Below are 14753 nucleotides of genomic sequence, written 5' to 3' on the forward strand. Positions count from 1 at the left end.
TGACCTACGACGATGGATTAAAAGAGGGTCGTACCCTCTACGTTTGTTGCCCAAAAATACACCTTTTTACACATTATGCAGCGTAAGTCCACTATAGTTGCTACTTCCCTTTGTGAAGTTGGCTGTGTACCCTGAAGGACTGGCCACCCGCACATACAAATCACTGATAGGATTCAGGCAGGAATGGCATACCCAGGATGCACTGACGTTGTTTGCATATCCCATCAAGTAAATATTTGCTGGGCTGGTGAAGGCGGTAACACCCGCCGGTATGTTGAGCACAAAGGGCGCTGTAGCACTGGGGTAGAACGTGTTTGGCGTTGCACCGGCAGGTGGTGTAAAGATAGCGGAACCCGCATAACGGTTGCCAGACGACACATGATCCACGAAGCCAAGATACAGGGTGACTGCTGCCGGCGTTGCCGACGGGAACGTGATGGATATAGTTTGGTTCCCCTGCTGGCTGCAGCCATGGTCATTGCACATAATGGACAGTACGCCGTTTAATTGGGTGCTCACTGGCGGATTGGGGTCATCAGGTGTTACCGGTGGGCAGGTACCAGTAAACCCTTGGTATGAAAGACCGGAAAGGGCAATAGTGATAGGCATGGAGCCAGTGAAGGTATCCACGTATAGCGTCAGTTGGCCGGAGGCGCTAATCGTGAGCTCACCGGTAAAGCCGGGGGCGCTTACTGGCACCGTGGTATCAGCGGCAGGCGCACAGCAAAGGGCTACCTGGCCGGCAATTATGAAGTCCCCGCTTGCTGGGGGCAGGCTGGCGCCGTATACCAGGTTACCGGAGAGGGTGACAATGTTGGAACCATCCTTGCGGCCTATCAGCGTGCCGCTGAAGTCTTCATCTTCCTCATACGAAATGGGACAGCTCTGCGTGGCGGAACTGCTGCCGGCGGAGAAGTATCCAGTGTTGCCCCAATCGCTGGTGGTGCTGCCGTTGCACACGGTGTTTACCTGGTACTCGTAAGATGCGCCAACGACAAGGCCCGTTAACGTGACAGTGGGGCTGGTGAGCGTGAGCGTGGTCCATGCCAGCTGCCCGGTTACCCGGTACCGGAAATTCCAGCCGGTTGCGGAGCTGGTTGGCAGCCAGGTAAAGACGAAGTTCTGCCCTTGCTGTTCCACCTGCACCCCGGTAGGCGCCGGGCAGGTCGCATCATTGGAGTAAACGGGGATGCCGCCATACGCCCAATCGCTGGTATCGCTGCCACAGATGGTGCGCACGCGTATCTGGTAGGACTGGCCTTCCTCCAACTGCAGGTCGATGCTGTTGGTATTGGTGAAGATGGAGGCGGACCAGGTGGGATCGCCTATCACCCGGTATTGCACCTCATATTGTGTGGCCCGGGGCACCGCGGCCCAGGTCTGTGTTACGGTTCTGGTCATACAAGCGTGATTGTAGCTGCTTTGGTGTTCTTGTTATACTTCACAATGGCCACATCCGTTGAGTTCAGGATGTTGGCGCTTGTACTTTGAGCGCTGACATTGGCCTGCAGTGTTACCTGGTCCACCTGGGTGCCGCCGGTGTTTACAAAGTCAAATCCTGACCGGCTCATAACGCCACCCAGGTAGGTGGTGAGCTGCACCTGCACATCACCGGTAAGGTGCTGGGCATACCATACGGCATTCATTCGCACGTGGATCTCGTTTGCCACGCCGACGTTATCCTGGACAAACTGCTTGAGGTTCATCAGCACGGCTTCCACGCCGCTCTGGGTGTTGTCTGATGCCCAATACAAGTACGCTGCAGTATCCGCCGCACCTGCCGGTACCTTGGGATCTCCCTGGCCATATCCCACCCAGTCATTGTCGTAGGCCGTGCCGGTATCAATGAAGCCGGTGAACGTGTCCAGGTCACGACCAGCACCTGTACCCCAGATGTAACGCACTACCAGGTAATCAAAGGGATTTAGGTTGGTGGCGTTGGAGGTAGCGGTTTGCGGCGGGCAGCTGCTTTCGGCCATTACTTTGGTCACCACGATCTCGTAGTCATCGTTGGCCAGGCTTGGCACCGTCACCGGCAGGGTGGAAGGATCCGGCGAGATGTAGGTATATGTTGTCGTACCGGCCACGCGGTAGCCAATGTGGAAGCGAGTGGCACCAGTCAAGTTGCTGGCGTTGATGGTGAGGTCCACGGTGCCGTCTTCGTTGGCCGCGGTGGTCGCCTGCAGGCTGGTTATTGGATCACATGCCACTGGTTGGATGATGGGCGCATCAAGGCTTGGCTTCAGGCAGGTAAGGCAAACCACCTCGCAGGAGTATTCCTTGCGTCCTGTAAACTTGCTCAATTCCAGTTTCAACCACCAGCCGGTGGTACCGGCTATGCCTTCCCGGTCAAACGCTGTTTGGTTGTCGAAGGTATATTCTACGCCCTGGATAAAGATGCGGCCGCCCTTCAGGATGGTCTCCACTTCATTCTTTTGCCAGGTGGTAAGCGGCTGGTAGGAAATGAGCTGGTATTTATCCGCCCACTCGGTGCGCTGGATTCTGTTGTTGTAGGAAATGGTGCGCGTGATGCCGGTGGCCAGCTCCAGGAGATCAGCCTTTAACCTGGTCATGTACCGGTACCGCACATCATCTGCGAAATCATCCCCCAGGGGCAGCACGCTGCCGGTAAACCGCCCATCAGGCGCATTACAGTCAAAGACGCCCTCCAGGAGCACGGTGGTGTTGGTACACCGACCATCATTGCCGCACACTGTGCCCATATTCGTAAACAGGATCTCTGCGCCGGTGGCATCCTCGCCATAGATCTCATACACAAACCCGGCATCCGCTCCCAGGGATACTTCACCCCGCACGCTGTTGACGCCAAAGGTGAGGCCATCAGGCAGGCCGGCGCCGGTTGCATCCACGGCGTAACGGATGCCATTGACCACCAGGCGCCCGGCCACCACCCGGCCCCAGTCACCGCTTGGCATTGTCCAGGCAGTAACGCATTGGTCATTGACAAAGGCCCAGGCTTCGGTGCTCTGCTGGTATACCACATTGTCCCCATTGTTAATTGTTACCTGCAAGCGGAAGCTGCTGGGCATATTTTCCGGGTATTCCTTCAGTTGGGCCACAAACACGTTCTTGTTATCGGCATCCAGGCCCAAGGCGATCGCAAAGCTGCTGGTAATGTCGGTACCGGGGGAATCATCGTCCAAAAGGAACTCCACTTTCAGTGTGAAGGTGGCTGTGGTCAACTGCTCACAACCGAAATGGTCCGTCAGCATCAGTTCCCATGGGAATACGAATGGCTGGCAGAAGGGCTTATCCAGCCATAAACGGTATATCGGCATGCAATCCTTGTGCAGTATCATTGTTTTCCTTTTAGCGTTATAGTGCGGCCATCCCTGGCCGTTGGATCGTAGCTTACCTCAATGCTTTCCACCCGGCCGTATGGGAACCAGCCTTTATCCCGGATCTTTACCTTGGCGTTTATCTTTACCTGGCTGGTATCACCCATCACGCCGATACGCTGCAGGTCATCGCAGCAGCAGGCCAGCACGGCGGTGAAATTCTTGTTCATGGGCGGGTTCACCCGGGGATCATCTATCTGGTGGAACCGGTCCCAAAGGTTGCCCAGGAACATTTCATCGTAAACCATGGGGTAATTCCAAATCGTGGAATACTCGCCGAAGCAAACCGGGTCGCAGGTGTCACTCCGCCCGATGTCCGAGGCGTGCACCTGGGCGTAATCCTTGCCATCAGTGTTATATACTGGGTTCTTTTGCGGGAAGTTGTTGGCACCATCCCTTCCCCAGCCATAGGTACCTATGGCCCGGGCATCCCGGTAGCTGCGGCCATCCCAGATAATGAGCTTGGGCGTGACAAACTTGTCATCCTTTACCAGCAGGACGCCTTTATCCACCGTATGGAAGGCATCCCGGAAATTGTGGGTGATCAGCTCCAGCAGGTTGCCGGTGAGATCTATCATGCTTTTGGCGGCATCCTCGATGTAATCCGGGCCCACGCCGTCAAACCGGAAGCGCGCCGGAGAAAACTGGTTGATCTTGGTCATCTCGCCTTCCAGCATGGGGTTGATTGGCTTATTGAACTCCACATAAGTATTGAACCGGGAAATGGCATCGTTGCCCACGGTATCAGTAGCATCCTGGGTATAGCCCGCTTTCGCGTATGCTGGCTTCTTATCTCCATTCCATTCGTAACAGGTGAAGGTCACCAGCTTGCTTTTATCGGGTTCGGTGGTGAAGTCATAAAGCAGGCCCGGATCAAATGCATCCTTGCGCCGGAAATAAAGCACGTTACCTGCAATGCGCCATTTCGCGTTAAACACGTCTTTCAGCTTGTTTAAGAGCATGTCCAGTGTAATTAACGGATCGTTCGCCTCAATCCAGAACTGGTCTGTATTGTCTTTTTTCACCCCCTTCTGTATCTCTGACTGCGTCCAGGTCAGGTTATAGTAGTCGCTGGTAGGGTCAAACAGCATTGGAATGGTTTCCTTGCTGTATTTGATGCCGCATTTATCGCATACGTTGGCGATGTAGTCCCGCACCAGGGGGGAAGGCATTTCCCGGCCGCAGCCGGCGGCATTCAGGTACATGTTCTGGATGGCATGGGTTACCGGCCCCCAGCCTGTCATGTCTTTGAGCTGGTCGCGCAGTTTTTTCAGCTTATGGATGATCACCGATGCAATGGTGATAATGGCCAGCACCACCGGTACAAGGGTTACCGATAGGATGTACATTGGTAACGCGATCATGGATATGCAGGAGAAAAGCAGGCCAAGGAAGAAGGCGGGCCGGAACTCATCGCAATAGGTGTAACGCGGGTGTTGCTTGCCGGCGTTCAGCGGCTCGGCCGCCGTGGGGAACCAGCCCTGCCAGTTATCGGTAACCAGGGTCTTTTCAATGCAGGACCAGGGGGCATCAGCCTGCTTGAGGTTAACATCCACGTTGCATTTGCCATCATCGCAGTAAGCTATTCCGTCGGCCTTGATCAGGAAGGAAGCATATTTGCCGCAGCCGTAGTCCTCAATCACGGCCTCTATGGCGTTGAGCGGGGCAGCCACGTGGTCATTTAGCCAGTCCATGATGAAGGTGTAAGCATCGCCCATGGCAGTAAGGCTGTTCGAAAGGCCTGCCTGCACGTTATCGCCACGGTCCGTTTCGTTCTCGGACCAGGAAAGGCGCAGTTTATCCAGGCCGTCAAAGTCGTCAGTGTATTCCACGTATTCATGGTTGGGCACGGGCCCGATGAACTGCCGTAACTGCGTAGGCCCGGTACCATCGTAGTACACCGGGTTATTATTTGCATCATAGAGCTGGTAATGACGGAGGTATATGCGTAGGTTCACAGGCGTCTCATTTTTTCGTTACGTTCTTGTACCTGGGTTACCCGGGCGGACAGGCCGTGTTCATCCAGGTGTAGTACTGTCCCCGGGATGGCGCGGACGGCCCGTTCCACGCGATCAAGGCGCTTTTCCACTTCCTTGGTGTTGCCCATGCCGCCAGCACCTGGTGCCTGCACGATGCCGTTAATGGGCGTGCGCTGCAGGGTGGGTACCGGTGCAAGCTGCACGGCAGCGATACGGTTCCGGTCAATCAGCTCGTACCTGGTACCCTTGTTCATCCCTTCCAGGATGTTCCGGTGGTGAGCGGTAGCATCTGCGGTGATCACGGATTCCCCGCGGGAAAGGTTGGCGGGGATGCTATCGCTGGTGGTAGTGCCTGGCCCTTGCAGTCCAACGCGACCCTTAGCCAAGTTCACTGTATTATCCCCAGCCAGTCCTTTGACGATCCCGAAGCCCGCCGCCAGCGCCGCGATCACTGCAGGAACAATCACTATGGCACCGGCGCCTGATTCACCAGCCGCTGAAGCGATGGCCAGCACTGATTCGGAAAGGGTCTGTGCCGCATTTATGGCCAGCATGGCACGTGCATACTTCTCTCGCTGCTTCTGGAGCTGGTTTAGGCGTTGTTCTTCCTGCTGTAAGGCCTTGGCATTTCCGCGATCAGCAATAGCCTGTACGCGATCTACACGCTGCTGTTCGATGGATATGGACCTGTCCACTTGGTCTATCTGGGCCTGCAATATGGTCCTGTACGCACTTACTCCCGCATCTGACATAGTTCTAAATCCGGAAATGGTCTTATCCCGGCGCTCCTTGTCCTTGGTATCGACAGTGTTTTGGGCCTGGCCAGTGGCTTTGGCTATCTCGGCTTGCAGATCTGCAATCTGCTTACGCAGTTGTGCTATTTTATCCTGAATGGCATTCTGCTCATCATCGGAGGTAGCAGTAAGCTTCGCAGCCTGCAACTTTCGCTCCTGCAGATCCAGTTCATCCTGGAGTGCCCGCAGATTGATTTGACGGCGCTTCGCCTCCCCGTCTTCGGTGATCTTGGTAAGCTCGTCCTGATACTTTTTATAAGTGATCTCGCCATCCAGGAACCTTTTGGTAAGGGCCTCTATGTTGGGCGCCAACTGCTCGGATATCTGTGCCTGGAATCCGTCATAGTATGTCTTATCGAAGGTGCCTGCGATATCGAACAGGGAAAGCGCCAGGCGTTGCTTCTTCTGATCGGCATCAGCCTGCAAGTTGTCCAGCAGCTTACCGAAAATGATCCGTATCCGGGCTGCATTCGCCAGGGCAATGACATCGTTGGAGAAGGGGTCACGGCCCAGCAGCCCTTCCTTACGCTTATCCTCGTTCTCTTTCAGCATGTCATCCAGAGCCCTGGCATATACGTCCTTCTGCTTTGCCAGGTCATTATCTATCTGGGCGTTTTGCCGGTCGAAATCGTCCACGATAAGGGCCACATGCTTATCCGCGTCTTCCTCGGCCATTCTTGCCAGCTCACTATTTAGTTTCCGCTGTGCATCGATTATCTTATCGTGGTATTCGGTGAGTTCTTTGGAGAGCTGGGCATTTCCTATATCGCCGGCCAGTGCTTTTAGAATAGCCGCCTGCGGAGTGGTGAGCTTCTTGTCTTTGAGCAAATTATCAATGTCCGCGTTGGTTTTGGCAATGCTTTCCCTCACCTTGGCAGTGATGGTATCATCACTTTGGAAGGTGGCTGCAGTGATGGCTGCCAATTGGGCCTTCATTTCCTGCAGCTTCTGGGCGTACACGTTTTCAATCTGGTGCTCTGCTCCGCTGGACCTTCTATCCTCTAAGAAATTGAAGCCATATTTCTTTGAAATAGCGGCGGCGGCATCTTCCGCCTCCTTTGCAAACTTTTCATAGGCCTTTTGATTCTCCTCATATTCCTTTGAAGCCTGATCACGGTTTGACTTCGCATTTTTCTTGGCCAGGTTCGCAACGGCCGTATCCGAAGATTGCAACGCACCGCTGAATATATAGTCTACGGATTCCTTATCGGTCTTAGCCTGTTCCACGACTGATTTCTTCGCCTCTTCAGATGCCAGCTGGTAGGCGGCTGTTGCCTTTGTTTTAAGGAACATGAACTTCAGATAGGCATCGGCGTTTTTTACCAGGCTCTGTTCCGCTTCATCCAGGCTTTTTACCTGGCCAACCGTGCGCCCGATGGTGTCGTTGTACTCCTTGACCACCTTATCCTTATCAATGAAGCCATCCTTTGCCAGTTTGATATGGTTGCGCAGCTCGTCTACGTTTTCCACAGCACTGGCATACTGATGTGCGCCTTTTTCCAGTGTAGAAATGAGGTTTGCATGTGCCTTTTCTTCCACGGTCATTTCACCGGTTAAGACGTCTATTGCAGTACCCAGGCTTCCATACTTCTGCGCCAGGGTTGTCAGATATGTGGTAATAAGGGATATGCCCAAGGCGATGCCACCAGATCCAAGCAGTCCGGAGAAGAATGCCTTTGTTGCACCACCCGTCTTTTCTGTCTCCTTTCCAAGGAGGGCCCATGCGTCGGTCAATTGGGTAATGTTGTTGGAGATACCTATAATACCAAAGGGCGCATCCCTCACGATATTATTCAGACCTGCATACACGCCCGATACATTGGCTTTATTGCCGGGTTGTGCGGGCGGGGTAGGTTGGCCAGGCTGGGGAGGTGGGGTAAGGTTTTTGAGCTTCGATATCTCTTCCTGCGCTTGTTTGATGGCTTGGTTATACCGTCCAATGTCCGCCGGATCGGTGGCTTCCTTACGGGCCCGTTCCAGTACCTCCAGCTTCTTCGTCAACAACCCAATGGTACCAATCTCCTTTTCCAGGACCGCGGAGAGCTCTTTGTTGCTTACGATCTCCTTATCTATTTCCGCATTCAGTCCCTTGATGGTACGCTGGTGGGCGTTTATCTGGTCCATGATCTTCTGGCGCGTCTGGATGTCAGTAGCGGCGGTCCTGGCATAGTCAGCGCCCAACTGCTTAACCTCCTTTTCAAGGCGCTCTATCTCTTCCCTGTTCTTGGTAACCAGGCTAAGGGCAGTTTGCAGGCCGGTAGGGTTGGTCTCGTATGAAAGGCGTGTAACAACGTCTATGATGTCTCCCATGTCGTAGTAGGGTGGAAGGGTGATCCTTCCAGATAAAGGCAGGAAAGAAGGCCTACTACGATGTTTTTTAGGTGATCGCGCACCTACATGCACAAAAGTAATGCTATTTCGCTTTCATCTGCTCGTTGTACCACTCCACATAATCGCCCATCTGCTCCCGGCGGGTAAAATACTCGTACCAGGTGCAGTCCAGCAGGTAGTCTGCCTTCTGTATGTCCCCCTGCGCCATGACCAAGGCTTCATGGTTGATATCCCAGTACACCTTATCCACCTGGGCACTTACAGGCGTGGTATCAGCGCCTGTAGGTCGGCCTCCCGCTGGCTTGAACTGCTTGGGGAACTGCCCTTGTGCAATTCGTTGTATGTTAACGAGTTTAGCATGCCCCATTCCGTAAAAAAAGCATGGGCTGCTGGATCCTCCTTAACCAGCGCTACTTTGCGGGCCGTCCAGGCGTTTTCCACCTTGTTGGGATCCTCTCCTGGGTGGAAGAAGAATATCATGGCCAGGCGCAGGGCCGCATCCTCGTCAACCGGGTATCTGGTGCGGTAGCGCAGGTTGTTCACCAGCACGGCCACATCGGCCAGCTTATTGGCATTCACGGATGCTTCCATCGCATCCAGGATGGCGGTCAGCAGTTCGGGGGTAATGCCGCACTTACAGTAGTTCTCCATGGCGGAAGCGGCGACGTACCGGGAAATATGGTACTGGGTGTCGCTGGCGTAGGTGTAGAGCACCAGGTTGGTGGTAGGCTCGTAGAGCTTGGTGCCGTCGGCGGCCAGGTGGGCCGGGCGGAATGATGGATCATTGGCGAAGTCTGTCTTCATCTTTGGTTGTTTCTACTACTTTGAAATAGCGTTTATGGGCAAAGGCCTGGAAGTATTTCTGGAAGAAATACCTACTGCCGTCGAAATAGTCCATTTTGTATAGCTTACGGTCTTTTAATAAGGCATGTGGCTTATCCGGGTCTACGGTGGCAATATTGCAGTCGTTGATCAGGTTCGGGCACTGGGTGCCGTCGATGTACAGGTTCGGGTAATTCTGAAACATGGTGTTCATCAGCAGGCGACTGTTCTCGTGCGTCAGGTTGCTGGTGTTGGGTTGTAGCTGCCGGCGGCCAATTTGCAGGTAGGAGGCGATAAGGGAGTATGCGCTATCGTGCCGGCTTTCATATGCCACATCGCCCTTATTGCCGGAGCTGTCCCCAGTAACGAAGAAGATGCTGGCCGGGTAAGTGGAGCGGATATGCATGCACAGCTCCTTTATCTGCATGTTACCGCCAAACTCCCGGATGCAGTGAATGAAGCTGGAAGGTTGGCCCAGTATCTGGGAAAACTGCCATGCGCTGCACGATAACGGCTCCCGGTTGAAGTCCCAAGCCAGGTATACCGGTAGGCTGGGGATGAATGGGAGATGCTTTTTTACGTGCTTGGGCTCATCGAAGGCATACAGCCACTGGGTGAGGTTATCCACCACGAATTGCGCTAGGTACTCCTGGGCAAAGGCCAGTGCAGGCAACGTGGCGCGGGATTCTTCCAGCTCTGCAGGGTTGATCTTCGGATTGGAGCTGGTGGGCAGCTGCCAGGACATCCACTTATCCGGGAACTTCTCTTTGTTGCCGTATAGCTCAAAGAAGAAGTTCTTCCCGTTGGGGGTGGAGAAGAACCAGGCATCGCCCTCCAGGTCCGTTAAAAGGGGTCGGAGCACCTTTTGCCAGGCATCCTTCAAGTATGGGATAATGGCGGCTTCGTCCACGATCACCCTTTTATACTTCCGGCCCCGAACGCTGTCGATGTTATCCAGGGACCACATGTCGATAACGCCGCCAGTAATAAGTTCAATGTGCTTTTCCTGCTCGTTTTTGGTGCGTATAATGGGCTTGCAGGCATCCACCACGTCCCGCCATACTTCCATAAGCATTTTGTACGTGGGGGCGAAATAGGCCACCGGATAGCCGGCCAGGGCACCGTTATCTTCTCGGTCAGGTTCCAGCAGCAGATCTATGGCCAGGACGGTCTTACCGAACCGGCGTCCGCAGCAGGCTACGTTAAACCTTTTTGCCTCGTTTTTTAGTTTCTGTTGATGGGGGAGTAGGTTGTCCAGCTCCAGCACTATCTCGTTTACCACGCACTACCCTAATTATCGTTTCTGTTTGAATTGGGCCGCCATCCTTGCCCGTGTGTTCCATTTTATCGTTGAACAACCCCAGGTGCCGGGAAAGGCTGTCCAGGGCCCGTATTTTGTCCACGAACTTCACTTTTTTGGTTTGGCCTATTGCTTCCTTGTTCGGGCTATCGCTGACGAAGTCTTCGTGTACCTCAACACCGGCGATCACCGCCGCCGTGTCGGCATCCAGGTCACGCACCTGCTTTAAGCCACCATCCACTGTGTAAAGGGAGGATGGATCAAAAAAGGCAATGCGGGCATACTCCCTGAGCACTCGTTCCACGGTAATGCCGGTTCGCTCCTGCAATTCCTTGCGCTTTTCTGCCAAATACGCCTGGACTTCGGGTTTTTTCAGGAGGTCATGGCCCTGTGAGTATGCGGTGGCCTGGGAGTATCCGGCCCGTATGGCGGCCTTGGTGGCGTTCAAGTCCACCAGGTATTCCTCACAAAATCGCTTCTGCTTCTCGTTCAATGCCATAATGTAAAGGTAGCGAAATGGATCAAGCTTATAACCGGTGGTTATGTACGTTCGTGAGCCGACAAAACCGTACCTTTGTCAGGCAGTGAAGCGGCAAGCCAACCCCAACTTTATGTTGTGACCGGCCGTAAGAGACGGTAACCTGCAAAAGGGATAGTTTACGCTATCCCTTTATTGTTTTCTCAAGAACCGTTATTACCTCCCTACTATTCTTTACTGTAAACCGCAGCACGGTCCACCCCAGCTCCGCGGCGGCGTTGTACTTCTCCGTGTCACCGGTATATCCGGAAATGGTGGTATGCCTGCTCTTGCCTGCCATGATGCCTTCGTATTCGATGGCAATCTTGTGGTCCACCAGGGCGAAGTCAAACCGCCACTTCCGTTCCGGGTGGAACCGGTGTTCCCGGGTGACTGGGATGCCGGTAGCCAAGGACCAGGCGGCGAGTTGTGACCACATGCGCTGCACGGGTGGGCAGTCGCCCTTGGGCTGTTTGGGCGCTTTGCGGCACTCTTGGATGATCGATTTATTCAATGGGCCGCAGGCACTACTCTCTATATCCCTCAGGGTCATTCTCGGTCCCTTCATCGCACTATGTTTAAATAGGCGCCTGGCTGTTAAACCAGGCGCTTTTTTGTTTTACTCTTTTGGCCGGAGGTAAACCACACCTGCCTTTTGCTTTGGCGAATATGTGGCTACTTTGATTCGGTTGTCGGCTGTCACCTTTTCGATGACATCTTCCAGTGATTCTTCGCCGGTGCCAGTCCAAATAACCCCAGGAGGCGGGAAGAGGAGTTTGCTGAGCAACTGGTTCAGGGTGTTTTTGTACGCCGCGGCTTCTGGCTCCAGGTCTTCCAATTTCATCAGTATCTCGTCCCGATGTTGGCAGATCTTGTTGTAGTCGTCCAGATAGATGCGTTCCACATTTTCGAGTTCAGATTTCAACCTCTGGTTTTCGGCCTGCAGTTGTTCTATTTTTTCATTTTTCATGTTGTTTGATTTTGATATAACAAAGATCGAACAGTGCTATGACCTGGCCTTACGGGTACCCGTAAAGTGGCAACTTTTTTCAAACTATTTTTGCAACGTTATTGCATCAGTCTTTTGTTCGCCTCATCGGCGGTGAGTTGGTTGGTTTCGAGGAGATAGATTAATGCCTGGGCCCGGGCATCGGCTTCCGATGAACTGGCAGCCATTAACGGGCCTAATCCTACCCACCAGTTATTGCTCTCCCTACGGATATATTGTGTGATTTGATCCGGCAGCATCTGCCCCAGCTCGGCCACGGTGAATGCGGGTGTCAACGAATACTCGGATGGATCAAGTGGGAAATGTCCTGTTAAAATTGCCATATGACGATTAGGCATTTCTGAAAGACACAATCCACTATGTGGGTGGCAATTAAAATACATCCATTTCGGTGATGCTGTAATACCCAATTCAGCCAGGCGCTTGCCCTGCTCCAGTGTGCAAACTTGATCTTGTAGTTTCATTGTTCATAATTTACCGGCACGAGGCCGCGTTCTTGTAATCCTTCTGTAAAATCCGGTCCGACACCCGGTTCATCGATGAAATTGTAAAAATAATTGTACGCGGACTTCCATTCCTCCGCCATGTGCTTCATGGCAATGCGGGCAAATGGTAAATGCGTCGTAATCCAATTGTTACGATAATTAAATCCCTCCCATGGCTCCATTTCAAAAACACCTTCTTGTATCGCCCTTTCAAATGCGCCTGCGGCCATTTCCTCGGCCAGGGCGTGTAAACGTTGTTCGTAGGTCATAATTCTGTGATTTTAACTTTTACGCACTGTGCTCCCAGCTTCTTCAAATCGGGCCAAGTTTGTTTATTGATTCGCGTGAACTCTTCGATGCACATTTTGCGGTACGGTTCTATCGTGTGGATCAGCAAGTCGCCGTGCTTGTTTTTGATGGCCCAGCCTATCTTTGATTTCTTCATTTCTTTGGCAATTGCGGCATCGGCTGCCAGTGAGTAACTAATACTTCTTCCCCGCTCCTATCAAACCAGTCTTTTGCATCAAAATCATATGCAGCAGCGTAAAATTCACATTCGGATACTACTGGGTAAAACTTTGAATAATTTTTACCTTTTTCTTTATCCGGCAGCCCATCCTCGACGCTTATCCAGGCCTCCGGGCCGCGCCCCCATTCGACGCCATCTGTAAACCCAATCCTGAATGACTCATAGGGTGATTCCCCACTTTCAATGTCCTCATTATAAATGTGGTGGTTCAATTGGCGTTCTGCCGCCTCCTGCGTTTTTTGTTCCAATATGCTCATAGCTGTCTTACCGGCATACGGCCGGCGCGGGTTATTTTATAAATGCCATCCACTTGGTGCGTCCGTGCTTGCCAGATGTATGGCCAAACAGGGGGCTACCTGGTATAACAGCCAGTACCTGGTTCAATGTGATTTGAAATTCGTTCCACTTAAAGATTAGGGTGCCATTCGGCCTCAAGACCCGCATGCATTCCAGCCATCCATCGCGGATATCGGTCTCCCAGGTGGAAAATAGCACCCCGTAGCTCTGGGCCATTACTGACTTTCCGCCGAGTTCTTTTAGGTGTGGGGGATCGAACACCACCAGGTGGAAACTTTCATCGGGAAACGGCAGGCTCCGGAAGTCGGCCACCACATCAGGCCGGACTTGGAGCATCCTTCCATCGAACAAGGTGATATCCTCATCGCGGAAATCAGTGTATACGGTATCAGGGTGCTTTTTATTGAACCACATTTTTTTGCTGCCTGCGGTCACGTCCAATATCCTTTTCCTTTTCATACTATTCTACCGGCTGCCGGCCGGCGCGGGTTATTTGGTAATGGAGGAAAGGAACTTTTCAGCTGCATCCTTAAAATTTTCAAGCATGTCTCCATCGAAGTATTCAACACATTGCCTTAAAAAATGAGAACATTCATCCAGCTGCGCCTTCACCTGTTGCAGTTCCTGCTGTAACCTCTCGTTTTCCGCCTTCATTTCGCACAGCGCGGTAACGCGGCTACGGCCCAATTCAACTGGTATATTTTCGTCTACCCAGTCAAACAGCGGATGGAACAGTTGAATTTGCTCTTGTTTCCACCGCTTCAACTGTTCGTTTTCCTGCCGCAGCTGCGCGGTCTGCTGGTCGGCGTACTGCCGCATGATATGTGGGATGTCGTCGTAGGGCAAGTATGTACCGTGGTGTTGCTTTAAAAATTCTTCTGCCGTGATCGGCTTTTGCTGTTCGTTATTTCCTGGCTTCGATTTCATGGATTCCACAACTCGTATAATATCTATCATCTGCGATTCCAAAAGTATTAATCCATGTTCCTGTTCCATCAGGTTGAAGAGGGGCTGATAATATGCTCCGGGGCATGACTGCTGTTCGTTGCTCATTTGCTTTCATTTTGCCGTTCGTTCAATGCTTTTTCGAGGGCTTCGGCCGCCTTCACAGACTCCCTGGCATATTCGTCTAAAACATGCACAGGAGGGAAACTGTTAAAAGCTGAAAGGTGTGCCGCCATGAACTGCGCGGCCCACTTCTCGCGCTTCGTTTCGCCATTTTGCCAAGAGGACTTAAAGAATCCTTCTCCAGAAAGTGTCCTTCTTTCTGCTGGATCCGGTTGTTTGTTTAAAGGATTTGCAGGATGATTGATGTCTGTTTGCATATGAGT

At 52.8% G+C, this 14753-nt stretch carries 16 protein-coding genes; all 16 read right to left on the reverse strand.

The window, feature by feature from the left end:
- Positions 1-66 precede the first annotated feature (66 nt).
- The 16 genes from DCC81_RS11985 to DCC81_RS12060 all read right to left on the reverse strand — a co-directional run bounded on the left by DCC81_RS11985 (position 67) and on the right by DCC81_RS12060 (position 14747).
- Positions 67-1401 carry a fibronectin type III domain-containing protein gene (locus tag DCC81_RS11985; protein ID WP_108686863.1) on the reverse strand — a complete coding sequence of 445 codons (1335 nt, stop codon included), beginning with the start codon at positions 1399-1401 and terminating at the stop codon, positions 67-69.
- Positions 1398-3320 carry a hypothetical protein gene (locus DCC81_RS11990; RefSeq protein ID WP_133177639.1) on the reverse strand — a complete coding sequence of 641 codons (1923 nt, stop codon included), beginning with the start codon at positions 3318-3320 and terminating at the stop codon, positions 1398-1400. The genes DCC81_RS11985 and DCC81_RS11990 overlap by 4 nt, the downstream gene beginning before the upstream one ends.
- The gene (locus tag DCC81_RS11995; protein ID WP_133177640.1) at positions 3317-5317 is read right to left on the reverse strand and encodes a hypothetical protein; all 2001 of its coding nucleotides are present in this window, start codon (positions 5315-5317) and stop codon (positions 3317-3319) included. The genes DCC81_RS11990 and DCC81_RS11995 overlap by 4 nt, the downstream gene beginning before the upstream one ends.
- On the reverse strand, positions 5314-8442 hold the full coding sequence (locus tag DCC81_RS12000) for a hypothetical protein (protein ID WP_108686866.1): 3129 nt from the start codon (positions 8440-8442) through the stop codon (positions 5314-5316). The genes DCC81_RS11995 and DCC81_RS12000 overlap by 4 nt, the downstream gene beginning before the upstream one ends.
- A gap of 103 nt (positions 8443-8545) precedes the next feature.
- Positions 8546-8713, reverse strand: coding sequence for a hypothetical protein (locus DCC81_RS25560; RefSeq protein WP_165806557.1), 168 nt, complete (start codon positions 8711-8713; stop codon positions 8546-8548).
- 8 nt (positions 8714-8721) lie between these two features.
- Positions 8722-9267, reverse strand: coding sequence for a hypothetical protein (locus DCC81_RS12005; protein ID WP_108686867.1), 546 nt, complete (start codon positions 9265-9267; stop codon positions 8722-8724).
- Positions 9245-10567 carry a hypothetical protein gene (locus DCC81_RS12010; protein WP_165806558.1) on the reverse strand — a complete coding sequence of 441 codons (1323 nt, stop codon included), beginning with the start codon at positions 10565-10567 and terminating at the stop codon, positions 9245-9247. Before DCC81_RS12010 ends, DCC81_RS12005 begins: the two co-directional genes overlap by 23 nt.
- Positions 10488-11084 carry a terminase small subunit gene (locus tag DCC81_RS12015; protein ID WP_108686869.1) on the reverse strand — a complete coding sequence of 199 codons (597 nt, stop codon included), beginning with the start codon at positions 11082-11084 and terminating at the stop codon, positions 10488-10490. The genes DCC81_RS12010 and DCC81_RS12015 overlap by 80 nt, the downstream gene beginning before the upstream one ends.
- Before the next feature lie 163 nt (positions 11085-11247).
- Positions 11248-11670: a PDDEXK family nuclease gene (locus DCC81_RS12020; RefSeq protein WP_205686321.1), complete on the reverse strand. Its 423-nt coding sequence runs from the start codon at positions 11668-11670 to the stop codon at positions 11248-11250.
- A 51-nt stretch (positions 11671-11721) separates the two neighbouring features.
- Positions 11722-12072, reverse strand: a complete 351-nt coding sequence (locus DCC81_RS12025; RefSeq protein ID WP_108686870.1) for a hypothetical protein — start codon at positions 12070-12072, stop codon at positions 11722-11724.
- A gap of 98 nt (positions 12073-12170) precedes the next feature.
- Positions 12171-12575 carry a hypothetical protein gene (locus DCC81_RS12030; protein ID WP_108686871.1) on the reverse strand — a complete coding sequence of 135 codons (405 nt, stop codon included), beginning with the start codon at positions 12573-12575 and terminating at the stop codon, positions 12171-12173.
- Positions 12572-12865: a hypothetical protein gene (locus DCC81_RS12035; RefSeq protein ID WP_108686872.1), complete on the reverse strand. Its 294-nt coding sequence runs from the start codon at positions 12863-12865 to the stop codon at positions 12572-12574. Before DCC81_RS12035 ends, DCC81_RS12030 begins: the two co-directional genes overlap by 4 nt.
- 172 nt (positions 12866-13037) lie before the next feature.
- Positions 13038-13382, reverse strand: coding sequence for a DUF551 domain-containing protein (locus tag DCC81_RS12045; protein ID WP_108686874.1), 345 nt, complete (start codon positions 13380-13382; stop codon positions 13038-13040).
- 31 nt (positions 13383-13413) lie between these two features.
- A complete protein-coding gene (locus tag DCC81_RS12050; protein ID WP_108686875.1) occupies positions 13414-13881 on the reverse strand; it encodes a class I SAM-dependent methyltransferase in 468 nt (155 codons plus the stop codon).
- Positions 13882-13911: 30 nt separating this feature from the next.
- Positions 13912-14475, reverse strand: a complete 564-nt coding sequence (locus DCC81_RS12055) for a hypothetical protein (protein ID WP_108686876.1) — start codon at positions 14473-14475, stop codon at positions 13912-13914.
- Positions 14472-14747, reverse strand: coding sequence for a hypothetical protein (locus tag DCC81_RS12060; protein ID WP_108686877.1), 276 nt, complete (start codon positions 14745-14747; stop codon positions 14472-14474). The genes DCC81_RS12055 and DCC81_RS12060 overlap by 4 nt, the downstream gene beginning before the upstream one ends.
- Positions 14748-14753: the final 6 nt, after the last annotated feature.

The sequence above is a fragment of the Chitinophaga parva genome (genome assembly GCF_003071345.1).
Classification (GTDB): Bacteria; Bacteroidota; Bacteroidia; order Chitinophagales; family Chitinophagaceae; genus Chitinophaga; species Chitinophaga parva.